Source organism: Achromobacter aloeverae (genome assembly GCF_004121055.1).
Classification (GTDB): domain Bacteria; phylum Pseudomonadota; class Gammaproteobacteria; order Burkholderiales; family Burkholderiaceae_B; genus Bordetella_C; species Bordetella_C aloeverae.
The window spans coordinates 424,576-448,879 of record NZ_PYAL01000002.1; the positions used below are offsets into that span (position 1 = coordinate 424,576).

A 24,304-nucleotide genomic window follows, 5' to 3' on the forward strand; every position below is an offset into this window, starting at 1 on the left:
CGGGATGAATGAACACGCCGCCCGGCGATCTTTTGAAATCGCCCTGTCAAAACAGCGTCCGGCGTTCGAGGAGTTCTTCCTTGCCCGCTTCCTCGATCTGAAATTCGAGTATCGAGACGCGCAGTGTGTAGTTACGTTTGAGCTTGAGGATTTCATGTTCAACCCACAGGGTTCCTTGCATGGCGGAATCATTGCTATGGTCATGGACATCTCCATGGGACACCTGTTGAACCATGCCCAAGGTCCGGGCCTTACCCTGGAAATGAAGATCCAATATATCAAGGCGGCACGGACGGGGAGCCTGCGATGTGTCGGTGAGTTCATTCGGCTGGGGCGGGGCGTTTCCTATCTGAAATCGACGCTCCGGGATGCAGAGGGAGACGTTGTTGCCTTCGCCACGTCGACATGGAAAAGACTGAACATATAGGCCGGTAAAAATTCAGTCTTCCAGCGCGATATCTTGATTGCGTCGCTCGCGAATGAACAGGGCGCCAATTGCGGTACTTGCCAGGGCGACGATGACGGGATACCACAACCCGAAATAGATATCTCCGCTTTGCGTGACAAGAGCAAAGCAAATCGTTGGCAAGAAGCCGCCGAAATAGCCATTGCCGATGTGATAGGGCAGCGACATTGCGGTATATCGGATGCGGGTGGGGAACATCTCGACCAGGATCGCGGCCATCGGGGCGAGTGTCATTGCGCCGAAGGCCATCAGTATGACCAGCAAAAGCAAAAGCATAGGAAGGTTGACAGCCGCCGGGTCGGCCTTCGAGGGGTAGCCGGCTGTGGCCAGCGCCTTGGCGACATCGCGCTGAAACCGCGCTTCCGCGGCCTTTGCGGCCACCGGCGTCAAGTCACGCACGGTGGGCGCCTCGATGTCCGTGGCGCCAATGCGAATACGCGTCGTCGCGCCGGCGGCAAGCCTCTCACTGTCGTAGTTCGCGGAGAGCGCGGAGAGCGCACGTCGAGCGATGTCGCACGAGCTACTAAATGACGCTGTGCCGGTCGGATTGAACTGGAAGGCACAATCGGCAGGGTCGCTCGCGATGACGATCGGGGCGGACCGTTGTGCCGCCGCGAGTGCCGGATTCGCGTACATGGTGAAGCCACGGAAGATCGGGAATAGCGTCAGGGCCGCCAGGAGGCATCCCGCAAGGATGACAGGTTTGCGTCCGATCCGGTCCGAGAGCTTTCCGAACAGGATGTAGAGCGGTGTGCTGATGACCAGTGCCATGCCGACCAGCATATTGGTGGTGACCGGATTGAGCTTGAGCGTCTGTGTCAGGAAGAACATCGCATAAAACAGCGCCGTGAACCAGACAACCGCCTGCCCCGCCAGTAGGCCGAACAGCGCCTGGAGCGACAGCTTCAGGTAGCGCCACTGGCCGAAGGCCTCGCTGATCGGTGCGGGAGAGGTTTTTCCCTGCGATTTAATCCGCTGGAATGCAGGAGATTCGTGCATGGACATGCGGACGTAGACCGAAGTCGCGAGCAGCACACCTGAAAACAGGAACGGCACCCGCCAACCCCAGCTCTCGAATGCGGGTCCGGTCAGGGCCCGAACGGAAATGACGACTACCAGCGACAACAGTAGGCCGATTGTCGAGGTGGTTTGTACCCACGCGGTCCAAGCACCCCGGCGGTCAGAGGGCGCGTGTTCCGCGACATACGTCGCGGCTGCACCATATTCGCCGCCGAGGGCAAGGCCTTGCAACATTCGGAGAAGAACCAGAATGATGGGCGCGGCTACGCCAATATCGTTATAGCTCGGCAGCAAGCCAACGCAGAGCGTGGATGTGCCCATGATCACGATCGTCAGGAGGAAAGTCTTCTTTCTTCCCGCGAGGTCGCCAAGGCGGCCGAAGACCAGCGCACCGATCGGGCGCACGACAAAGCCGGCGGCGAAAATAAGCAGGGCAAAGATAAAGGCGGTGGTCGTGTTCAAGCTACTGAAGAACTGTGCGGCGATGACAGCCGCCAGCGATCCATACAGGAAGAAGTCGTACCATTCGAAGACGGTTCCCAGGGAGGCAGCGACGATGATTCTCCGTTCATCCGATGCAATGGCGCTCACAGGTACCGCCAGCGATTCTTGTTGCATTCCTGTCTCCGGTTTCTTTTGTTTGAGCGGCGCGTTGCCGGCTCCAGTCGCACCGTTACTGGCGCGCTATGGCTACTCTATGTCCGGGTGGAGCGCTTTTAGAAATGGAAAAAACATATCTGCCCATTCAACGCGTCAATAACGCTGCACATCACGGCTAACGGCTGTGACGCAGCACCAAGGCCGTGAGCGCCCCGCGTTGCAAGCGACGCTGGAGGGCAGCGATTTACCGGGCTGATTTACTGAACTTATAGGCAGCGGCGCTGCCCGGCAGGGGACAGTAGCCGTAAGGAGGGGATGGCGATGGCGCTGTAAGCCCGAGGTGTCACGGATGATGGCCCCGCCGGGGGAGCACATCCCGGATACCGAGCGGGAGGCGATGGCGTCGGCGCGCGACGACGACCGGTTCATGGGGGTTGCGGGTCCTGACGTACGACCGCGTCAGGTGGGGCCGGAGCTCGTCCCGGCCGCTTGATGGCGCGCTCGGCGACGGCTTACAGCCGCGCCAGCAGCACCGACACCGGATGCGGCAAGGCCGCGCCGTCCATCAGCTTGGCCTGGCTGCGGCAGGAATAGCCGGTGGCCATCAGCCGGCCGCCGGCGCCATGCCGCGCCACGCTGCCGGCCCAGCCCTGCCGATAGATCGTTTCGGATGTCGCGCGATTCGTGGCTTCGTGGCCGAAGGTGCCGGACATGCCGCAGCATCCGCTGGGCAGTACCTGCATCGCCATGCCCAATGCCTCGAATACCTTGCGCCATTGCGTCATCGCGTTCGGCGCATTTGTCTTCTCGGTGCAGTGGGGCAGCAAAAGATAAGGTGTGTCCCGCGCCGTCCCGGTCTCGTCCGGCGGCGGCGCCGATACCCGCGGCGGCTCGGCTTCGAAGGCGCGCGCCAGCCATTCCTGCAGGAGCCAGACCTTGGGGCCGTCCTTGGCTTCAGGGACGTCCTGGTATTCGCTGCGATAGACCAGCGTCATCGCCGGATCGATGCCCACCAGGTCCGCGCCGGTGGCGGCCAGGTCGCGCAAGCGCGCCGTATTGCGCCGCGCCACCCGCGCGAAACGCCCAAGGAAGCCGTGCACGTGCAGCGGCTTGCCGTTGGGATGATAGGGCGCCAGCAAGGGCCGGAATCCCAGCTTGCGCAGCAGCGCGAACGTGTCCAGCACCAGTTGCGCTTCGAAGTGGGTCGTGAAGGCGTCCTGCACGACGATGACGGACTTCTCCCCCCGTTGCCGTGCCGCCTCGACCGTCGCGGCGCAGGCCACCGCATGGCCGGCCGCCTTCAGCTCGCGGCCCACGTCCAGCGTGCTTAGCGACGGAATGGCGACCAGGTTCAGCCGACGCAGCGCCCTGCGCGTCACCGGCAGCGCAAGGATGCGGTTGAACCAGCCGGGCGCCTTCGCCATCCAGGGCAGCATGGGCTCCAGGGCGCACAGCAAGGTGTCCTTGGCCGGCCGCACGTACCGTGTGTAGTACAGCGACAGAAAGCGGGCCCGGAACGCCGGCACGTCCACCTTGATCGGACATTGCCCCGCACAGGACTTGCATGCCAGGCAGGTGTCCATCGCGTCCTTCACCTCGTGCGAAAAGTCGTACTCTCCCCGCGCTTTCGCGCGCTGGTTGCGCCAGCGCCGCGGCAGGGACTTCAAGGCGCCGGGCAAGGTCGATGCGGCGCCCGCCGTGCCTGCGCCGGATGCGTCGAGCATGTCGGCCTGCCCCGCGAGCGTGACCAGCCGCAGCCATTCCCGCAGCAGGCCCGCCCGGCCCTTGGGCGAATAGCGCCGGTCGCGCGTCGCTTTCCACGACGGGCACATGGCATCGTCCTGGTCGAAGTTGAAGCAGGCCCCATTGCCATTGCAGTGCAAGGCGTCCTCGAATTGCCGCCGCGCCGCGATGGGAATGACGCGGTCATGCTGACCCCGGGTCGGGACCGCATCGATGCGCAGCAATTCCGTGCCGGGCACCGTGGCGATCTTGCCGGGGTTCAACTGCTCCCGCGGATCGAACGCGGCCTTGATCTCTTGCAGGCGTGGATAGAGCGGCCCGAAGAACGTAGGCGAGTACTCGGACCGCATACCCTTGCCATGCTCGCCCCACAGCACGCCGCCATATTTCTTCGTCAAGGCGGCGACGCCGTCCGTCACGGCGCGGATCAAGGGTTCCTGCGCCGGGTCCTTCATGTCGATGGCGGGCCGCACGTGCAGCACGCCCGCGTCGGCATGACCGAACATGCCGTAGACCAGGCCGTGGCGATCGAGCAACTGGCGAAACTCCGCGATGTAGTCGGCCAGGTGCTCGGGCGGGACGGCGGTGTCTTCCACGAAGGGAATGGGGCGCTTGTCCCCCTTCATCCGGCCCAGCAGGCCCACCGATCGCTTGCGCATGGACCAGACGTCCTCGACGGCGGCATGGCCTTCGACGATGGCGTGGCTGAGCACGCCACGGTCGCTGCCGGCGCCGTCGAATGTGGCGATGGCACGTTGCAGGGCCGCCCGCAGCGCCGCCGGATCGTCGCTGGTGAACTCGACCAGGTTCACGCCATCGAAATGCTCGCTCGCGGGGGGGAAGTAGCGGGCAATGGCCGGCCAGGCATTGTCCTCGCGAGCCAGCCGTATGACTGTCGGGTCGATGGCCTCGATGGACGCCGCATCCAGGGCCAGCAGCCGCGGCGAGTCGCGCAGGGCCGCATCGAAGGATCCGTAGCTGACGACCAGCAGCGCCGCGTGCTTGGGGATAGGCAGCAGGTTGACCTTCGCCTCGACCAGGAAACCCAGCGTGCCCTCGGACCCGCACAGGATGTTGTTCAGGTTGAAGCGCCCGTCATCGTCGCGGATATGCGCCAGGTCGTAGCCGGTCAGGCAGCGGTTCAGCGGCGGGAAATGCGCCTTGATCCGCGCGGCGTCGCTGCGATGGATCGCATCGATGCAGCGATGCACCGCGCCGGCCAGGTCGTCCCGTGCGCTGATCTCCTGGAACTCGGCTTCGTGCAGCGGACGGGAGCGCCAGGTTTCGCCATCGAGCAGCACGGTCGTCAGTTCCAGCACGTGGTCCCGTGTCTTTCCATAGCGACAGGACCCCTGGCCGCTGGCATCGGTGCTGACCATGCCGCCGATGGTCGCCCGGTTGGAGGTCGACAGTTCCGGCGCGAAGAACAGGCCGTGCGCGCGCACGGCGGCCTCCAGCTGGTCCTTGACGACACCCGCCTGCACGCGCGCCCACCGTTCCTCGACATTGATTTCGAGAATGCGGTTCATGTGGCGCGAGAGATCCACGATCATGCCGCCGCCCAGGGACTGCCCGTTGGTCCCCGTGCCGCCGCCGCGCGGATAGGCCTTGATGCCGGAGAACCGGGGATCGCCCAGCAGTTTCGCGATGCGCGTGACATCCAGCGTCGAGCGCGGGAACACCGCCAGTTGCGGCAGTACCTGGTAGATCGAGTTGTCGGTCGCCATGACCGTGCGGGTCGCGTAGCCGTCCTCGATATCGCCTTCGAAGCCGTGCAGCCGCAGCGCCGCCGCGAAGGAGGCATGGGCGTCGTTCGTCAGGGGCACGCGGTCAAGGCGGGGGATCATGCGGGGCAGGGCGGACATGGTCGTAAACCAGGGAGGAATTCGTTTTTTGAAGTCTATCCATTTGCTTTAAACGGATAAAATGGTTTTTTCTCAGGTAACGCATGAGTTTTATGAATGAATCCACGCACGCTGACACCGTCCATGTCCCTGCTGCTGGCCTTCGAGTCGTCGGCCCGCCACCTGAGCTACACCAAGGCGGCGGCCGAGCTGTCCCTGACGCAAAGCGCCGTCAGCCGCCAGGTGCAGGCCCTGGAAGACCTGCTGCAGCGTCAGTTGTTCGAACGCAAGGGGCGCGCCATCGCGCTGACCGACGCTGGGCGCATCTATATGCGTGAAGTGGGCCTGGCCATCGGGCGGATACGCAATGCGACCTTGCAGGTGACGGCCATGGCGGCGGGCGGCGGCAGCATCAACCTGGCCTTGCTGCCCACCTTCGGCGCCCGATGGCTGATGCCGCGGTTGCACGGCTTCTATGCCGCCCACCCCAAGGTGCTGGTGCACCTGCATTCGCGCATCGGCGAGTTCGACCTGGATGCGGCGGGGATGGATGCCGTGATCCGGGTGGACGAAGGCGCGGCGCCAGGCCTGGTCTCGCACCGGCTGCTGGAAGAACAACTGGTGCTGGTGGCCAGTCCCGGGCTGCTGGAGCAACATCCCATCGCCGGTCCGGACGACTTGCGCGACGTGCTGCTGCTGCGCGTTGCCAGCCGGGCCAATGTCTGGTCGGAGTGGTTCGACGCTCAGGGCGGCACCCCGCGCCAGCTATGCTTCGGACCGACGTTCGAGGTCACGTCCCACCTGATCCAGGCGGTGGCCACGGGAATAGGCGTGGGCCTGGTGCCCGACGTCCTGGTGGAAGAGGAATTGGCGTCGGGCAAGCTGGTCGCGCCCATCGGCTATCGCTACGCCAGCGGCAAGCATTATCAATTCGCCTACCCGGCGCACAAGTCCTCGTACGCGCCCCTGGTGGCGTTCAGGGACTGGCTGCTGGCTGCGCCTGCAGCAGGGTCCTGACCCGCTGGGCGTCGGCCGGCGTGGCGGGGTTGTACACGATCATGTTCAGGTCCGACCGGCCGTCGACCGCGAAGGCCGAATATTCCAGCGCCAGCGGGCCCAGCACGGGATGGCGCAGGCGCTTGACGCCGCCGCCATGGGCGCTCACGTCGTTGTCGCCCCACATGCGCGCGAATTCCGGGCTGAGGCGGCTGAGCTCCTCGACCAGGGGCTGTACCTCCAGCGCGGCGCCCACGCGCGCCGTCGTCGCGCGGAAGACGCCGAGGACAAAGCGCGCCACGCTTTCCCAGTCCTCTTGCGCCGCGCGCACCGCGGGATTGAGAAAGACGAAGCGCAGCACGTTGCGTTCTTGCGGCGGCAGGGCGGCGTAGTCGGTGAACAATATCGTCGCCGCGCGGTTCCAGCCAACGATCTGCCAGGTTGCCGTGTAGACCAGGGCGGGGCTGGGGTCCAGTGCGTCCAGCACGCGTTGCAGGCGCGGCGTGATGCCTTCGTCCTTGCGATAGCGGGCTTCCGGCGGCCGGCCCAGGGCCAGCAGGAACAGGTGTTCGCGTTCCGCGTCCGTCAGCATCAGGGCGCCGGCGATGCGTTCCAGCACGTCCGCGGACGGCGCGCCGCCGCGGCCTTGTTCCAGCCAGGTGTACCAGGTCGGGCTGATGTTGGCCCGCAAGGCGACTTCCTCGCGCCGCAGGCCAGGGGTACGGCGGCGCTCGGCCGGCAGGCCGAAGGCGGTGGGGTCGAGCTTGGCGCGCCGATGCTTGAGATAGGCGCCGAGTCGGTTGGACGGATCGGTGGGATCGCTCATGGGTTCAGGCTCGCAACCTCGCCGCGCCTTCCCGAGAACTCGACGCCGAGGATCGTCAGGGTCGGCGCCAGCATGAGTATCACCAGGCAGATGGCGATGCCGGCGCCGGCCGCCGCCGCGCCGACCGCCACGGCGATCAGCGCTGCGCTGCCGGCCAGCAATGTCCCGCGCCGCACTTCCGAACGCGGCACCAGGTAGCGATGCAGTCCATGAACGAGGACGAGGAAGAGTCCGACCGGCACGGCGCTGCACAGGACGGTGGCCAGCTGCCCGATATGGGCTTCGTGCTCGATGGCATAGGCGGCCACATGCAGGCCGGCGCCGGTGGCGACGATGGCCGCGACGATGAAAATCTGCCCGTACCCCCAGACGAAGGACCGGTCGCGGTGCGCGTGCAGGACCTCGGCGGAGGGCAGCATGTAATAGATCCACCACATGCCGAAAGTGAGGCCGATGCCGGCCAGGCAGACCAGGGCGGCATCCAGGCTCCAGCCCTGGATTTCGACGACGGCGGCCAGGCCGGCGATGGTGCCTACCACGCCTTCGCCCAGCGCGATGAGCGCGAACAGGCTGTAGCGCTCGGCGATGTGATGGGCGTGCCAGGGCGTGCCGTCGCCGATGCGTTCGGCGATGACCGGGCCGGCCAGTTCGATCGCGGCGAGGACGGCGGCGCACAGCAGCGTGCTGGCCACCGAGGTGTCGAGGAAGATCTGGATGATCCAGCCGATCTGCGCGATGGAGATGGCGGTCGCATAGGTCAGGCAGGCGCGGCGGCGTCCCGGATCCTGGCGGGCGGCGCGCAGCCATTGCGTCACCATGGCGATGCGCATGATGACATAGCCGAGCACGATGATGCTGTTGTCGACCTGGGCGCCCTTGTCTATGGTCTCGAACAGGCGCGGCAGGCCCGTGGCCAGCACCAGCACGCCTATCATCTGCACCATGGTCACCAGGCGGAAGATCCAGTCGTCGGTGTCATAGGCCGAGGAGAACCACGAGAAGTTGATCCAGGCCCAGCAGATGGCGAAACTGGCGAAGCCGAAGCCGATCAGCGCCGTGGCGAAATGCCCTTGCGCCAGCGCATGCGCGAGCTGCGATGCCGCCAGGCCGAAGCAGGTGGCGAAGGTCAGGTCGAACAGGCCTTCCAGGGGCGTGGCGGTGCGATGTCGTTCCTGCGGATCATGGCCCGCCATGCGGCGCAGGCGATGGCGCGGGGGAGCGGACGGGGCGGGGGCGTCGGTATCCATGTCGGTGTCCATGTTCGACCTTGGGGGGAAGGGTGGCCCATTGTACGGATGGGCTGCCGTATCGTCAGGCATCGTGGCCATCCAGGCCATCCAGGCCATCCAGGTCATCAGGCCATCCGGGTCATCATGCCATCCAGGCCCAGGTCGTCGTGCCCTCGGTGCCGCGCCCCCTGTCGGCGAACACCGGCCGTCAGCCTCGCACGCGCCACAGCAGGACGCCCGCCACCACGATGCACACCAGCGCGAATACTTTTTGCAAGGCCGCCTGCGGCACCCGCGGCGCGCAAGTGCGACCCGCCGCCATGCCGGCGACGGCCGCGCCGATGAAGGTCCATTGCAGTGGGGTCAGGCTCAGGCCGTGCGCCGCGGCCGACGCCACGGTGGCCGCCGACACCAGCGCGATGACCATCAGGGAGGTGGAAACGATGCTGTGCATGCGGGCGTCGCTGTAGCGGGTGAGGGCGGGCACGATGATGAAGCCGCCGCCGACGCCCAGCAGGCCGGTGCAGATCCCGGACAAGGCTCCTATGGAGCCCAGCGTCAATGCCGCGCGTCCGGTCCAGATGAACTTGCCGGTGACGGGGGACAGGCGGCAGGGCTTGCTCCGCGCCGGGGCTTGCATGGCGCCGTCCATGGGGCCTGTTGCCGCCGTCGCGGTTGCCGTCGACTGTCCGCGCGCCTGCCGAGCCATGCGCGCCGCGACGAGCAGCATCACGGCCGCGAAGCCGGCGCTCAGCCACGCAGCGGGCAGTTGCTTGGCCAGCAGCAGGCCGGCCGGGGCCGCGATCCCGCCCGCGAGGGCCATCAACGCGGCCGCCTTGTAGCGCACCAGCCCGTGTCGCAAGCCCTGCACGGCGCCTAGCGCGGCCGCCGAGCCCACGGCGATGAGGGCCACCGGGGCGGCCTCGGCCAGTCCGAGGTGCAGCCCGAGCATCAGCGCCGGGACGGCAAGAATGCCGCCGCCCGCGCCGGTCAATCCAAGAAGGGTACCGATAGCCAGGCCGAGGACAGTCGCAGTGAACACACTAAATTACCTAATTGAATAAGCTTATTATCATAAGTCATTAAATAGGATTTGTGCACCCACACCACACCCCCACCCACACCCGCGCCGGCAGCCTCCGACCTCCGCCCCCCGCTCACGACGGCGTGATCCCCGCCGCCTCCACATAACCTTTCCACCGCGCCTTGTCCTGCAGCACGAACGCTTCCACTTCCTTGGGCGTGGCGGGCGGATACAGCAGGAACCCCTGGTCCGCATAGATCTGCCGCACCTTGGGCTTGTCGATCGACTTCTGGAATTCCTGGTTCAGCAGCGTGACGATGCTGTCCGGCGTCTTGCGCGGCGCGAAGACGGCATGCCACGTGACGATCTCGTAATCCGTCCGTGTGACGCTGGCGATGGTGGGCAGTTGCGGCGCCCACGGCAGCGCTTCCTTGCTGGACACCGCCAGCGCGACCAGCTTGCCCGACCTAACCAGCGGATCCACCGCCGACCAGGCATCGATATGAAACGTATTGCGTCCGGCGGCCAGGTCGGACATGGCCGTCATGTCCTTGTACGGCACATGCAGGACGCCCGGCGCGCCGATGGCGCGGGCGAACGTCGCGCCCGCGATGTGGCTGGACGCGCCCACCCCATAGGAACTGAAGCTGCGTTGCGTCGGGTCCTTGCGCAGGTAGGCGATGAAATCCTGGATATTGGTGATCCCCAGCGACGTCGGCGCCACCAGAACCAGCGGCAGCTTCGCCGTGCGGGAAATCGCCGCGAAGTCATGGTCCGGATCGAAGGGCAGCGTCTTGTAGACGTAGGGATTGATGCAGAAAGGCGTCGCCGTGGAATACAGCAGCGTCGCCCCGTCTGGCCGCGACACGGCTACCTGGCGTGTGCCGATGTTGCCGGCCGCCCCGGCCTTGTTCTCGACGATGAAGTTGCCATGCAGGCGGTCGCTGACATCGTTCACCAGCAGGCGGGCCAGGATATCGGTGCTGCCGCCGGACCCGTAGGGCACGATGACGTTGACCGGGCCGGACGGATAGGATGGACCGGCACCCAGGGCCGGCCGGAAGGAGGAAAGCGGAAGCGCGGCGGCCCCGACCAGGCCGGACAGCGTTTTCAAGACATTGCGACGCGGATGGTTCACGGATCACTCCTGATTCTCTTGTTTCCGTCCGGTCCCTTGTTCACGGCGACGGCTTGCTGCCCGTCGTCCGCACCGGACGGTCCGACATTTCAAGCTTGGTTGCGGGGTTGCCGCCTCTGCCTGCCTCGCGCCCGCGCTTCAGCGGGCTCTCCAGTGGTCATAGGCATCACGGGCCTGGTACCAGCTGCCGATGGCGAAGAGGAACCAGGTGTTGCCGGAATAGAAAGGATGGCCGGGTATGTCTCCCATATCGAAGGCGTTGATGGGGTCGCGCGATTGCGCGGCGATCTTGCGTCCCAGGCTATGGCCCAGGTAGCTCATCATGGCCACGCCGCTGCCGTTGCAGCCGAGCGCGTAGTGCAGGCCGTCCGCGCCGCCGATGTGCGGCATGGCGTCCAGCGTCATCGCCACCTTGCCGCCCCAGCTGTGCGTGATGCGCGCTCCCGCCAGTTGCGGAAAGCGCTTGAGCATGGCGCGATACAGCAGGCGCGCCGTGGTCTCTTCGCTGGTCGGCGTGAAGCGCGCGCGCCCGCCGAACAGCAGGCGGCGGCCATCGGGCGAGAGCCGGTAGTGATTGACCACGCGGCGCGATTCGGACACCGCGCGATTGGTCGGCAGGATGTCCTCGGCCAGGCCCGGTGCCAGCTCGTCGGTGGCGATCATGTAGGTGGCGATGGGCACCACCCTGCGGTCCAGGCCGGCCATCTCGGGACCCGTGTAGCCGTTGGTGGCGATCACGACCTCCCGCGCGCGTACGGTGCCGCGCCCGCTGGTGACGTCGTAGCCGCCCGGCACCCGCGCGATGCGCGCAACGGGCGCCTGTCCATGGATCTTCGCGCCGGCCGCGCGCGCCGCGGCCAGCATGCCGCCGTAGAGCTGCGCCGGATGCAGGTGCCCGGCCCGCTCGATCAGGGCCGCGCCATGGTAGACGGACGAACCGATTTCCGCGTCCAGCGCCTCGCGCGGGATCATGCGCGCACGCGACTGGGTATTCGCATTGAGCTGCGCCATGCGGCCTTGCCAGGCTTCATAGTGCTGGGGCAGCCACATGGTGGTGAGGCGGCCAGTGGGCCGCCAGCCGCATTGGATGCCATGCTTTTCGATCAGCCCCACCACATAGGTCATGGCCGCGTCGGCGTCGCGCAGCCGCGCGGACAGGCGCTCGGCCCGTTGCGCGTCGTTCTCGCCGACGGCTGCCAGGGCTTTCTTCTGGACGTTGACGCCGCCCGAGACCTGGCCGCCGGAACGGGTGCTGGCGCCGATGCCCGGCCTTCCGGCCTCCAGCACGATCGCCTCGATACCGGCCTCCCGCAGCGTCAGCGCGCAGCAGATGCCCGTGTAGCCGGCGCCGATGATGACGACATCGGCGCTGGCGGGCAGTGCGTCGTCGTCGGTCTCGGGCGGCGCATAGGCCTCCCACCAATAAGGCAGCTTGCGAAAGTCCGAAGAAAAGATCTCGGCGGACGTAGCCATGCGATGCTCCTTGCTAGCCGTGGCTGCGCGTGCAGTGGCTGCCACGCGCCGGTACGTTTACCCGCGCGCCGCGAGGTCCGCCGGCCGGGGCAGGTCGGCGTACCGTTGTGCCAGCGTCGCGTAGATGCGTTCGATATCGGCCGCGCCGCCGTCCGGGGGCGGCGCGGTGTCCTTCAGCGCCTCGAACATCCGGTGCTTCACGAAATGGCGCCAGCTGACCGGGATGGCCGCCATGATGCGCGTCATCGCGTCGTACCGCGCGGGGGTCCAGATGCGCTCGAAGCGGCTGCGGCCCGGCCCGAAATCGAAATGCCCCGGCCGTGGCGGCTGGCCGGACCGCAGGGACTGCGTGGCTGCCACGTCAACCGTCAGGTCGGGACCCAGCGCCACGCCATAGGCGTCGCGCGCGTGCGCGATCGACACGAAGCCGCAGCGCACATCCTCCACCACCTGTTCTATCGGCCGCTCGTACGGATGGCCGTAGCCCCCGCCGGCGGGCCCCTCCAGCCGGATGACGTCGCCGGGCGCGCAATTGACCAGATCGCTATTGCGCAGCTCTTCAGGCTGGGCGGAATCGGGATTCTTGATGAAGCGGGAGTTGGCCCCGGCCTTGCCGCCGACCACGCCCCACGCCGCCAGTTCCGACCGGTTGCGGTTGCGCGCGGTCACCACGCCATTGGGCGCCAGCAGCTTGAATTCCATGGTCGCCGCGTTGCCGCCGCGCAGGCGGCCTGCGCCGCCGGTATCCGGCACCAGACCGTAGCGGATGATCTCGATGGGCACTTCGGCTTCGTTGATTTCGACGGGCGTGTTCTTCAGGAAGGCATTGTTGGCGCCGCAGCCTTCCACGCCGTCGAATTCCGGCCCGGCACCAGCCCCGCCCCCGCAAGGCCCGATGGAAGACAGCACCTGGCGTCCTTCGCGCGTCGCGGTCTTGACGTTGAGCAGCGTCGAGCCGCCGGCGGGGCATGCCGGCAGGCGCTCGGGCAGCGCGCGATTGAAGGCGCCGAACGTGCAGGCCTGGATCACCGCGGCCATCAGGCTGCGCATGCCCACCGCCGCCGGCGCATGGGGATTGACCACGGTGCCCTCGGGCAGCACGGCATGGCAGGGCCGCACGGAGCCGTAGTTCAGCATGTTGCGGGGAGCCAGGGAATGCATGACGTAGATCAGGCCCACCGTGATGACCGAGTGGTGCCCGTCGCCGCCGGTCGGCACGTTCAGCGAGGACGCCACCTGCGGATCGCTGCCGGTGAAGTCCAGCGTCAGTTCATCGCCGCGCACGCGCAAGGTGATGTGGATGCGGCAGGGATACCCGCCCACCGAGTCCTCGTCGGCATATTCGGAGAAGGCATAGTCGCCGTCGGGTATCTCGCGGATCAGCGCGCGGGTCTGTTGCTCCGCGTAGTCGAGGATGGCCTCGGCGCCCTGCATGAATTCCTCGACGCCGAAGCGGTCGATGATTTCATGCACCTTGCGCTCGCCGACGTTGAGCGCGGCGATCTGCGCGTTTAGATCGCCCTGGTTCTGGTCCGGCATTCGGACATTGATGGCCAGGATGCGCAGCAACTTCTCGTCGATGACGCCGTCGCGCATCAGCAGCATGGGCGGAATGCGGATGCCCTCCTGATGCACCTCGGTGAGGGTGCGCGACAGGGAGGCCGGCACCGCGCCGCCCATGTCGGTGTTGTGGATGTGCGTGCCGACGAAGCACACCAGCCGGCCGTCGCGAAAGATCGGCTTCCAGACGTGCATGTCGGGCGTGTGAGTGGAAACGTAGCCGCTGTACGGGTCGTTGGTCAGGTAGATATCGCCTTCGCGGTAATCGTCCGTCATCTGGATCACCCGGCCATAGTCCAGGCCCGTGTACCAGGTGGCGCCGAAGGTCTTGGGCGACGCGAAGGTCTTGCCCGACGGCGTCATCAGCTGCGCCGAGAAGTCTTCCGTTTCCTTGACGAAGGTGGAGTAGGCCGTGCGCATCAGCGTGTAGCCCATGGCCTCGGCGGCCGCGGTGCAGTGGTTGGCCAGCACCTGCAAGCGGAAATTGTCGACGGTATGGCTCACGACGGCTCTCCTTCGGCGGTGATGCGCAGGTTGGCGTACTCATCGACCCGGCAGGCATGGCCTACCGGAATGACCGTGGTGCAATCGTCCTGGGTGACGATGGCCGGGCCCTGGAAGTGCTGGCCGGCGTGCAGCGACGCGCGGCTGTGGAGGTCCACGACGCGGAAGCCGCCGTCCAGCCAGACGCGCACCTGGCGGTCCGGCGTCGGCGTGCCGGGACGCGGCTCGTGGCGCGGAAAGCGCGGCTTGTCGTTGTTGCCGGAGATCACCACCCGCAGGCTGACGACCTGCACCGGCGCACGCTCGTCGGCGTGTCCGTAGAGGCGCCGGTGCATGGCATGGAAGGCCTGTCCCACCGCCACGGCGTCGCCCGCCGCCAGGTGCGCGGGATCCAGTTCCGTGTCGATTTCGTAGGATTGGCCGCGATAGCGCATCTCCGCCGAATAGACCAGCTCGGCCTGGTCGATGTGGCCCTGTTCCTGGCGCAGCCATTGTTCGGCGCGCGTGCGCAAGGCGGCGAATTCGTCGCGAATGGCGGGGAGGCTGGCGGGGGTGAGATCGGTGTAGACGGTCTTGAGGAAATCGCTCTTGAGGTCGGCGATCAGGCCCCCGAGGGCGCTGAGCGTGCCGGGCGAGGGCGGCACGACGATTTCCTTGACCTTGATTTCGCGGGCCAGGAAGCCGCCCAGCATGGGGCCGGCTCCGCCGAAAGCGAGGACGGCATATTCGCGCGGGTCGATGCCGTAGCGCGACACCAGCCCGCTGACTTCCGTGTACATGCCCGAGACGGCGATCTGGATGATGGCTTCGGCGGTTTCCTCGATGCCGCGGCCCAGGCGGATGGCCAGTTCGCCGACCGCCCGGCGCGAGGCATCGGCATCGACTTCCACCGCCTGGTAGCCGAGGTCGGAATGACCCACCAGCCCGCAGCAGACAAAGGCATCGGTGATGGTGGCGCGCGTGCCGCCGCGCCGGTAGCAGGCCGGGCCGGGACGCGAGCCGGCGCTTTCCGGGCCGACCTTGAGCACGCCCAGCGGATCGACCCACGCGATGGACCCGCCTCCCTCGCCGACCGAGGACACGGAGACCGACGGAATGTAGATCTGGAAATCGCCGATCAGTTCGCCGACGCCGTATTGGGGCTTGCCGTCGATGATCACGGCGATGTCGGCGCTGGTGCCGCCGATGTCCAGGCTGAGGCAGCGCGCGATGCCGGCGGTGGCGGCGACGTGCGCCGCGCCGATGACGCCGGCGGCCGTGCCGGACAGGATCATTTGCACGCAGTCGCGCTTGCCTTGCTCGGCCGTCATCACCCCGCCGTTGGACTTGGTCAGGCGCGGCTCGGGCCGCACGCCGGCATTCTTCAGCGCGGCTTGCAGCGAGCCGAGGTAGTGCGCCACGCGCGGCTGGACATACCCGCCGATGACCGCCGTGATGGTGCGCTCGTATTCGCGGATGATGGGCCAGGTTTCGCTGGAGCACGACACGGGCAGGTCGGGCGCGAGGGCGGCGATGATTTCCTTGACCCGCAACTCGTGCGCCGGATTGCGATAGGCATGCAGCAGGGAAATGACGATGCCTTCGGCGCCCGCGTCCTGCGCCGCGCGCACGGCGCGAGTCACGCTGGCCTCGTCCAGCGGCTGGCGCACCGAGCCGTCCGGCGCCATCCGCTCGTCGATGCCGAAGACCATGCTGCGCTTGATGAGCGGCGTGGGACGGCGCGACAGCAGGTGGTACATGTCCGGCGTCTTCAGCCGCGCCAGCTCAAGCACGTCGCAGAAGTTGCGGGTGGCGAACAGCGCCAGCTTCAGGCCCTTGCGCTGGATCACCGTATTGATGCCGACCGTGGTGCCGTGCGTGAAATAGCTGATCTGGCCGGGCTGTATGCCGTAGCGCTCGCCCAGCATGCGCACCCCGGCGATGACTTCCTCCCCCGGCTGGTCGGGGCGGGAGAATACTTTCAGGCTCTTGATTTCGCCGCTGTCTTCATCGAAGACCGCGAAGTCGGTGAACGAGCCGCCGATATCGACGCCTACTCTATACCCCATGAATGCCCCCAACTCTGCTGATGACCGCGAACAGGGAGTAGCCGCTTGCGGGCAGCCGCAAGGTCGGCTATTATTTTTCACTAGATGAACAATAATTTCACCCCGTGATCAAATGAATGATAATAGGTCGGTCCAGCGGTGTCTAGCCATCCTGCGGGCTTTTCGCGGGGGCCCCGGGCAATCCCTTACGGCGCTTTCGCAAGCGGTGGATTTGCCGCACGCCACGGTGCTGCGGCTGCTCAATACGCTGTTGGGGGAGGGCTATGTGCGCAAGGAAGGGACGCGCTGGTCGCTCACGCCGCAATTGCTGGAGATCGGCTTCGCGGCCCTGGCCAATACCGGCGTCGACGATCTCATCCAGGCTTCCCTGCAGGCGCTGGCGGACCGTTGCGACGGCATGGTCAACATCGGCGAGCGCGCGAAGGAGGATGTCGTCATCATCGCGCGCGCCAGCTCGGCATCGGAACGCCGCAAGCTCATCGTGGTCAACCTGCGGGTCGGCAATGCACTGCCGCCGGGCAGCGCGCTGCATTCCGCGCTGGGCCTGTCGCCGGACCAGTGGTCGACGGCCAGCTATCCGGAGCGCCGGGTGACGACGGTGGGCATTGCCCTGTTCACCAGCCCCACGCGCGCCTTGTCGCTGGGCCTGTCGGTCAATGACGACGATTACGACGCGGCCCGCATCAAGGCGGAGGTGTTGCCGCTGATGCGCGCCGAGCGCGACCAGATACTGCGACTAATGCATCTCGGCGCGGTCTGAGACGTAAACCGGCTTCGGGTTACTGACCTGTCGGCGCGATCACGACCGTGATGCGCCGGGACGGTCTTTATAACCTCGTCGCGGATGCCGGAAAAAATGTCTTATCAGTTCAAACTTATCTATAACTTGCAGGATGCCACACGCCTTGAAAACCTGGCCGACGAGTTATTGCGATTGTTGAAGTACAACGGTTGCGAGCAAGTCGAGCTGGCATGGAAGCAGGGCAACCTGGTGGCACTGGCCTTCAATCGCGAGGCCCCCACCATGGACGATGCCGTGGCGCAGGCGGTGTTGGAAGTCAGCCGTGTCGTGCGCGTCGACCAGCTGGTGCGGGTTCAGGCGGGATAGGCGGGCGGCGCCGCGCTGTCTTGGGCATCGTCCCGCCGCGCGATGCCCGCGAAATACTTGCCGGGCGGCTTGCCCAGCGATTTCTTGAACATGCTGATGAACGCCGTGACCGAGTCATAGCCCAGGGCTTCGGCCACGCGTTGCACGGACTGGCCCGCGGACAGTTGGTGCAAGGCCACGATCAAGTGCAGCTGCTGGCGCCAGCGGCCGAAGGTGAGGCCGGTTTCCTGCCTGACCAGTCGCGCCAGCGTGCGTTCGCTGGTGGCCACCACGTGGCCCCATTCGGCCAGCGTGCGGCGGTCGGCGGGATCATCGGACAGCATTTTCGCGATGCGTCGCAGGCGCGGTTCGGCCGATGTGGGCAAATGCAGTTGCTCCCGCGGCATGCGCGCCAATTCTTCCAGCAGGACCCGGGCCAGGCGGCCGGTGGCGCTGTCCGCCTCGTACTCGGACGGCAGGTCCGCCAGGCGCAGCACCAGTTCGCGCGCGAGCGGAGAAATGGCCAAGGTGCAGCAATGGTCGGGCAGGTCGGAGGCGCCTGGCTGGACGAACAGATAGCCCATGCGCGCATTCGCCGTGGCGCGGATGCTGTGCGCAAGCCCGCCCGGCACCCAGACCGCGCACGTCGGCGGCACCATCCAGACGCCGTCGGGAACTTCGCAGACCACGCCGCCGCGCAAGGCCACCACCAATTGGCCTTGCGTGTGGCGGTGGGCCGGCACCTCCGCCCGGTGGTCTGCCGCGCGCACACGCACGCCGAAGACCGGCCCCAGGCGAGGGCTTTCCTCGAAGATATCCAAGGGTCCCAGCAGCACGCCTTCCGGCGCGGCGGTGGGAAAGGAAGCAAGGCGCGGAGCGAGACGGACGCGAGGTGGCATGGGGCGGGGCGCGACGCAGGTGGGGCCGGGGCCATGATGGGCGGGCCGCCCGACGGCTGGGCCGGTATGGAACGATGGGGGCCGATGCCTGGATGGCAGGATTCAGCGATTTCCTGGCATCTTAGCTAAATTCATAACGGCCCATGGGCGTTAAGGTTACGAACCCCCTCGCGCATGGGGCCCAGACCATGTAGATGCCATGACCACACCTGATACCCCGCGCCGGTCGCTTGCCCGGCCCGTCCTGCTGATTGCCGGCCTGTTGCTGATCGCCAGCAACCTGCGCGCTCCCGTTACCGGCCTGGCGCCGATACTCGGCGTTCTGCAGGCACACTACGACCTGTCGCCCGCGCAGGCTGGCATGCTCACCACGCTGCCCTTGCTGGCCTTCGGGCTGATCTCTCCCTTCGCTGCCTTGCTGGCCCGCGAATACGGGTTGGAGCGCACCTTGTTCGGGGCCATGTGGCTGGTGGCGGGCGGCCTGCTGGTGCGTTCGGCGGGTCCGCTGTGGTGCCTGTACCTGGGCACGGCGATATGCGGTTCCAGCATCGCCGTGGGCAACGTGCTGCTGCCCAGCCTGGCGAAGCGGGACTTCCCGGCGCGGGTGCCCATCGTCATGGGGGCGTGCGCGCTGGCCATGGGCGGTATCGCCGCGCTGGTCTCGGCTTGCGTGGTGCCGATGGCGGCGGCGTGGGGATGGCAGGGGGCCCTGGCCGGCACCCTCGTCTTCCCGGTGGCCGCATTGGCCGTCTGGACCAGCCAGCTGGGCGCGCATACGGGCCCGGCCCGGGGCACGGCAAGCCCGCCGCATGGCGGTCCCGTCTGGCATTCCGCGCTGGCCTGGCAGGTGACGCTGTTCATGGGCATCAATTCCTTGCTGTACTACGTTTTGATCAGCTGGCTGCCGACCATCCTCGCCGATGTCGGCTATACGCCGGCCGAGGCGGGAGCGGTGCATGGCGGCATGCAGTTCGCGTCCGCCGTGCCGGGCATCGTGCTGGCGCCCCTGGTGGGACGCATGAAGGACCAGACCCGCGTGGCGGCGGCCATGGCGCTGATGATGGCTATCGGCCTGCTGGGCCTGCTGTTCGTGCCCGCGGGCGCCACCGCGTGGGCCCTGTTGTATGGCTTCGGCTCCGGCGGCGGCATCTTGCTGGCGCTGATCTTCATGGGCTTGCGTGCGTCGAATGCCCGCCAGGCGGCGGCCCTGTCCGGCATGGCGCAGGGCGTGGGCTACACCTTGGCCGCTTGCGGGCCCACCTTGACCGGCAAGCTGCACGACCTGGCCGGCAATTGGACCATCCCCTTGTCGATAGGCGTGGTCCTGTCCCTGGCGATGGCGGCTTTCGGCGCGCTGGCGGGCAGGGCGCGCCAGATCGGGGACCGTCCGGTGGGCGCCAAGCGCATGGCTTGAGCAAGCGTTGGGCTTGAACAAGCGCATGGCTTGAACTGCCTGGCTGGTTCAGCCGCGAACCGCTCGGCCCGCGAACCGCCCAGCGTGCGAACCGCTCAGCGTGCGAATGGCGCGAAGTCCACCTTTGCACTGTCGAACACGTGGTCGATGTGCGCCAGCAGGGCCTCGCTATCGGCCGGCGCCAGGCCGCCATAGGCGCAGTTCGCGTGGAATTTGCGCGTCAGGTCGTCGTCGCTGAGCGGATGATCGACGCCGCCCTTGAAATAGCCCTGCCGGAACTCATGCACCTCGCCATCGGCCATGGTCACTTTCACATGCCCGGTGAACTGCTTCGGATAAGGGTTGGCGGGGTCGACCACGTACTTCACCTTGCGCGCCAGCGCGACGATGGCCGGCGCCTTGACGATTTCGTCGTCGTATTCGCCCAGGCCGGCGTCGCCGCGCAGGATGGCCACCGCGATGGCGTAGGGCACGCTGAACTTGGCGGCGTAGCCGTTGGGCGGGGCCTGCTTCAGGTCCAGGGGTTCCCACAGCCGGTGCAGCACGCCCTCGGCCGCTTCGCATTCGATGGCGGCGATGGCGGCCGGGTCCAGGCCCAGCTTGCCGAACTCACGCGCGCAGTCGATGTAGGGATGGCACATGGTGCCGCAGGCATACGGCTTGAAGGCGATGGTGGGCCAGATCCATTTTTCACCGAAGCCGTCCAGCATGGCGGTGAAATCACCCTCCAGGGTGTTCGCGAAACCATGGAAGACGCCGTGGCTGCCCTCGAATACCGTGCGCGGGCCCTTGAATCCGCCCATGGCCAGGCGCACCGCGCGATAGCCCGATTGCGCGGCCCAGCCGGGATGCAGGCGCTTGGTCCAGGAACCGTCGGCCAGGTATTCGATGATGCCGGACGCCAGGCTGCCGGCGATGCCGAAGGCATCGGTCAGTTGCTGGGCGCTCAGGCGCAGGGCCGCGCCGATGCCCGCCACCGCGCCGAAGACGCCGAACACCGCGGTCGGATGAAAGCCCGCCTTGTGGACCTTGGTCGGCGCGACGGCGCACAGGCGGCACATGACTTCCGCGCCGACGGCCAGGCCGCGCAGGAAATCCTGCCCGCCAAGGCCATGGCGTTCGGCGGCGGCCAGCAGCGCGGGCACGATGACCACGCCGGCGTGCACGGGACCGCCTTCGTAGGTATCGTCGAAATCCTCCCCGTGCGCCGCGGTGCCGTTGACAAAGGCCGCGCCTTCGGCGCCCAGGCGCCGCGCATGGCCGAAGACCGTGCAAGGACCGTCCTGGTCCAGGGCGTCCAGCGCGGCACGCACATAGGGCTGCGCGCGCGCGGCCACCGCGATGCCGGCGATGTCCAGCAGCATGCGGCGGCCGGTGGCGCGCGCATCGCGTGATGATTCAGGTGATGATTCGGGGCGCGCGTTCACGATGACTTGCGCAAGGCGCTGCGACACGGAGACTTCGGGTACGGGGTGCTTATCGGACATGATGGGTTTCCTGCTCGGGGAATGGACGGACGGCTCAGTCCAGGGAAATGTTGTTCTCGTGGGCCACGCGCTTCCACGTATCGATGTCGTGGGCGATGTAGTCGCCGAACTGCTGGGGCGTCATGGCCATGGGATCCACGCCCAGGTTGCGCAGGCGCTGGAGGAAGGCGTCGGATTTCAGCACGTCGTTGACGGTCTCGTTCAGCTTGGCGGTGACGGCCGGCGGCATGCCGGCAGGGCCGACCAGCCCATACCAGGTCAATGCCTGCATCTTCGGATAGCCCTGCTCGGCAAAGGTGGGCACGTCCGGGATGATGGGATTGCGCTTGTCTCCGGTGACCGCCAGGGGCAGGGCCTTGCCGGACTTGATGATGGCCAGTCCGGCGGCGACGCCGGGGAACACCGACTGCACGCGGCCGCCGATCATGTCGGTCTGCGCCTCCGTCATGCTCTTGTAGGGGACCGGCAAGTCCTTGAAGTCCGCCTCGGACTTGAATTCTTCCATGGCCAGGTGGTTGAGCGTGCCGTTGCCCGACGTGCCGTAGCTCACCGTGTCGCCGTGGGCTTTCGCATAGGCGACGAATTCCGGCAAGGTCTTCACCGGGAGCGCGGGGCTGGTGAGCAGCACATTGGCGGTCCCGCCGATCATGGCGATGGGGGTGAAGCTCTTGACCGGGTCATAGGGCGTCTTGCGCACGGCGGGATTGGTGCCGTGGGTGGCCACATAGGCCACCATCAAGGTATAGCCGTCCGGCTTGGCGCGCGCGGTGTCCGTGGCCCCTATGGTCCCGCCGGCGCCGCCCTGGTTGTCCACGTAGAACGTCTGGCCCAGCCGCTTGCTCAATTCCTCGGCCAGCGAGCGCGCCATGATGTCCACGCCGCCGCCCGCGCCTTGCGGCGCGATGACGCGGACCTTGTGGTCGGGGTAAGCGGCCTGCGCCTGGGCCGCCAGCGGCACGATCGCCAGCAAGGCGAGCGTGGACAGGACGCGCGGCAGCCGGCGAGCCGGCGGAAGGGGCTTGTGCATGGGTTGTCTCCTCTGGGTGCTCCATGGGGGGGCGGAGCGTTTTCAAGAAATGCTTCTCCGGTCCTGGAACTTGAAACCGGCCGGAGGTGTTGGTTGAATTGTCTGATCGTATACGAAATACAATTTTCAAAAAAGGGGAGATAACCCGTCCGGTCATGCTTCTGTGACATCATCGACACATTGCAGTCAGCATTTCCTTTTTCATGAAAAGCAGCGAAAACGTCTTGCCGGGCGCTTCGGCGCATGCGGGCGCCCGGGCCGTGCGCCGGGCGACCTGGGCCACCATGGCCCAGTTCTTCGTCAACGGCGCCACCTTCGCCACCTGGGGCGTCTGGATTCCCGTACTGAAGACCGACTTCCAGGTATCCGACGCCGTGCTGTCGCTGGCGATGCTGGCCGTCTCGGCCGGCGCCATCCTGGCGATGAACGGGGTCGGCCGCTGGGTGGGGCGGGCAGGCAGCGCCCGCGTCCTGGCCATCAGCGGCCTGGCCTATTCGATCATGCTGGTCGTCATTCCGTGGGCGGGATATTTCCCCCTGCTACTGGTCATCCTCGTCCTGTTCGGCATGGGCATGGCCGCCTTCGACGTGGCCATGAACGTCCAGGCCGCCACCGTGGAAGCGCGGCTGGGCAAGCCCGTCATGTCCACGCTGCACGGCATGTTCAGCCTGGGCGGCATGGCCGGCGCGGGCCTGGGCGGCCTGTTGATGGGGGCGGGCGTGTCCTTGCAGGTCCACGGCTTCGCCATCGCCGCGATGACGGTGCTGGCCGCGCTGCTGGCGACATCCTATTTGTTGACCGACGCGCCATCGCACGTGGAGGAGGGCGCGGCTGCTACACCCGGCATCCCGCGCGCATTGTGGATCCTGGGCACCGTGGCCTTTCTTGGGCTGGTTTGCGAAGGGGCCATGTACGACTGGGCCGCCGTGTACATGCGCGACGTGGCCGGCGCGACGACCGCGCGCAGTGGTTATGGATACGCGACTTTCGCCACCGGCATGGCGGTCGGCCGCTTCGGCGCGGACCTGTTGCGGCGCCGTTTCAGCGACGAGCGCCTGATGACCGTCAGCGCCTGGGTGGGATGCGCCGGGATGACCCTGGTCATCGCCGCGCCGTGGCCGGTGTCCAGCCTGGTGGGTTTCACCTTGATGGGGCTGGGGGTGGCCAACCTGATGCCTTTCTTTTTCCTGGCCGGCGCCAGGCTGCCGGGCATGAGTCCGGCGGCCGGGGTGGCGGGCGTGGCGCGTTTCGCCTATGTCGGCATGCTGCTGGGGCCGCCGCTGATCGGCGGCATCACCCATGCGATGTCGCTGCGCGTGGCGTTGGCGCTGGTGGCGCTGACGATGGGGTGGATCGCGCTGGCGGGGATACGGCGGGTGTGCCGTCTGGGATGAGGCCGCGCCGCGCGGCTTCTATCAACGAGGAGATGAGAAATGATGGGAAAGAACAAGGTTTGCCTGTGGTTCGACGGCACCGCGCTGGATGCCGCGACGTTTTATGCCAGCACGTTTCCGGATAGCAAGGTAGTCGCCGTGCATCATGCGCCGGGCGATTATCCGTCGGGCGAGCAGGGCAATGTCCTGCTGGTGGAATTCACGGTGCTGGGCATCCCTTGCATCGGCTTGAACGGCGGCCCGGCCTTCAAGCATACCGAGGCGTTCTCGTTCCAGGTGGCGACCGAGGACCAGGCCGAGACCGACCGTTACTGGAACGCCATCGTCGGCAACGGCGGCGAGGAAAGCGACTGCGGCTGGTGCCGGGACAAATGGGGCCTGTCGTGGCAGATCACGCCTCGCGTGCTCATGGAGGCGGTCACCGACCCCGACCGCGACGCGGCCAAGCGCGCGTTCGACGCGATGATGACGATGAGAAAGATCGACATCGCCGCGATCGAGGCGGCGCGCCGTGGCTGATTCGTC

At 66.8% G+C, this 24,304-nt stretch carries 19 protein-coding genes; 7 read left to right on the forward strand and 12 right to left on the reverse strand.

The window, feature by feature from the left end:
* Positions 1–4: 4 nt before the first annotated feature.
* Positions 5–427, forward strand: a complete 423-nt coding sequence (locus C7R54_RS08850) for a PaaI family thioesterase (RefSeq protein ID WP_129149826.1) — start codon at positions 5–7, stop codon at positions 425–427.
* A gap of 12 nt (positions 428–439) precedes the next feature.
* On the opposite strand, the gene C7R54_RS08855 is transcribed toward C7R54_RS08850, so the two are convergent.
* Complete coding sequence (locus tag C7R54_RS08855; protein WP_129149827.1) at positions 440–2,104, reverse strand: MFS transporter; 1,665 nt, start codon at positions 2,102–2,104, stop codon at positions 440–442.
* 494 nt (positions 2,105–2,598) lie between these two features.
* Entirely contained in the window at positions 2,599–5,694 is a 3,096-nt protein-coding gene (gene ydiJ / locus C7R54_RS08860; protein WP_240039441.1) for a D-2-hydroxyglutarate dehydrogenase YdiJ, read from the reverse strand.
* 96 nt (positions 5,695–5,790) lie between these two features.
* Between ydiJ and C7R54_RS08865 the strand changes: the two genes are divergently transcribed.
* Positions 5,791–6,690, forward strand: a complete 900-nt coding sequence (locus C7R54_RS08865) for a LysR substrate-binding domain-containing protein (RefSeq protein WP_129149828.1) — start codon at positions 5,791–5,793, stop codon at positions 6,688–6,690.
* Here C7R54_RS08865 and C7R54_RS08870 read toward each other — a convergent pair.
* The 7 genes from C7R54_RS08870 to C7R54_RS08900 form a co-directional block, all read right to left on the reverse strand.
* Complete coding sequence (locus C7R54_RS08870) at positions 6,650–7,495, reverse strand: helix-turn-helix transcriptional regulator (RefSeq protein ID WP_129149829.1); 846 nt, start codon at positions 7,493–7,495, stop codon at positions 6,650–6,652. The two genes, C7R54_RS08865 and C7R54_RS08870, sit on opposite strands and share 41 nt — an antisense overlap.
* Positions 7,492–8,742 (reverse strand): low temperature requirement protein A, encoded by a 1,251-nt coding sequence (locus C7R54_RS08875; protein ID WP_204524303.1) that lies wholly within the window; start codon positions 8,740–8,742, stop codon positions 7,492–7,494. Before C7R54_RS08875 ends, C7R54_RS08870 begins: the two co-directional genes overlap by 4 nt.
* A gap of 190 nt (positions 8,743–8,932) precedes the next feature.
* Complete coding sequence (locus C7R54_RS08880; protein WP_129149830.1) at positions 8,933–9,766, reverse strand: sulfite exporter TauE/SafE family protein; 834 nt, start codon at positions 9,764–9,766, stop codon at positions 8,933–8,935.
* A 115-nt stretch (positions 9,767–9,881) separates the two neighbouring features.
* Positions 9,882–10,886 (reverse strand): Bug family tripartite tricarboxylate transporter substrate binding protein, encoded by a 1,005-nt coding sequence (locus C7R54_RS08885; RefSeq protein ID WP_129149831.1) that lies wholly within the window; start codon positions 10,884–10,886, stop codon positions 9,882–9,884.
* 138 nt (positions 10,887–11,024) lie between these two features.
* Complete coding sequence (locus C7R54_RS08890) at positions 11,025–12,359, reverse strand: NAD(P)/FAD-dependent oxidoreductase (protein WP_129149832.1); 1,335 nt, start codon at positions 12,357–12,359, stop codon at positions 11,025–11,027.
* A 57-nt stretch (positions 12,360–12,416) separates the two neighbouring features.
* On the reverse strand, positions 12,417–14,423 hold the full coding sequence (locus tag C7R54_RS08895) for a hydantoinase B/oxoprolinase family protein (protein WP_129149833.1): 2,007 nt from the start codon (positions 14,421–14,423) through the stop codon (positions 12,417–12,419).
* Positions 14,420–16,471 carry a hydantoinase/oxoprolinase family protein gene (locus tag C7R54_RS08900; RefSeq protein WP_129149834.1) on the reverse strand — a complete coding sequence of 684 codons (2,052 nt, stop codon included), beginning with the start codon at positions 16,469–16,471 and terminating at the stop codon, positions 14,420–14,422. The genes C7R54_RS08895 and C7R54_RS08900 overlap by 4 nt, the downstream gene beginning before the upstream one ends.
* Positions 16,472–16,583: 112 nt before the next feature.
* Between C7R54_RS08900 and C7R54_RS08905 the strand changes: the two genes are divergently transcribed.
* Entirely contained in the window at positions 16,584–17,231 is a 648-nt protein-coding gene (locus tag C7R54_RS08905; protein WP_129149835.1) for a helix-turn-helix domain-containing protein, read from the forward strand.
* Between the two features lie 96 nt (positions 17,232–17,327).
* Complete coding sequence (locus C7R54_RS08910) at positions 17,328–17,579, forward strand: hypothetical protein (protein WP_129149836.1); 252 nt, start codon at positions 17,328–17,330, stop codon at positions 17,577–17,579.
* On the opposite strand, the gene C7R54_RS08915 is transcribed toward C7R54_RS08910, so the two are convergent.
* Entirely contained in the window at positions 17,567–18,457 is an 891-nt protein-coding gene (locus C7R54_RS08915) for an AraC family transcriptional regulator (RefSeq protein ID WP_129149837.1), read from the reverse strand. The genes C7R54_RS08910 and C7R54_RS08915 overlap by 13 nt on opposite strands.
* Before the next feature lie 199 nt (positions 18,458–18,656).
* Here C7R54_RS08915 and C7R54_RS08920 point away from each other — a divergent pair, with 199 nt between their 5' ends.
* The gene (locus tag C7R54_RS08920) at positions 18,657–19,871 is read left to right on the forward strand and encodes an MFS transporter (RefSeq protein WP_129149838.1); all 1,215 of its coding nucleotides are present in this window, start codon (positions 18,657–18,659) and stop codon (positions 19,869–19,871) included.
* 95 nt (positions 19,872–19,966) lie between these two features.
* Here the strand turns inward: C7R54_RS08920 and C7R54_RS08925 are convergent, their stop codons facing one another.
* Positions 19,967–21,358 carry an MmgE/PrpD family protein gene (locus tag C7R54_RS08925; RefSeq protein ID WP_129149839.1) on the reverse strand — a complete coding sequence of 464 codons (1,392 nt, stop codon included), beginning with the start codon at positions 21,356–21,358 and terminating at the stop codon, positions 19,967–19,969.
* A gap of 34 nt (positions 21,359–21,392) precedes the next feature.
* Complete coding sequence (locus tag C7R54_RS08930; RefSeq protein WP_129149840.1) at positions 21,393–22,385, reverse strand: Bug family tripartite tricarboxylate transporter substrate binding protein; 993 nt, start codon at positions 22,383–22,385, stop codon at positions 21,393–21,395.
* Between the two features lie 203 nt (positions 22,386–22,588).
* Between C7R54_RS08930 and C7R54_RS08935 the strand changes: the two genes are divergently transcribed.
* Together C7R54_RS08935 and C7R54_RS08940 are read left to right on the forward strand one after the other, a co-directional pair.
* Complete coding sequence (locus C7R54_RS08935; RefSeq protein ID WP_129149841.1) at positions 22,589–23,779, forward strand: MFS transporter; 1,191 nt, start codon at positions 22,589–22,591, stop codon at positions 23,777–23,779.
* Positions 23,780–23,818: 39 nt separating this feature from the next.
* On the forward strand, positions 23,819–24,298 hold the full coding sequence (locus tag C7R54_RS08940; RefSeq protein ID WP_129149842.1) for a VOC family protein: 480 nt from the start codon (positions 23,819–23,821) through the stop codon (positions 24,296–24,298).
* The last annotated feature ends 6 nt before the right edge of the window (positions 24,299–24,304 follow it).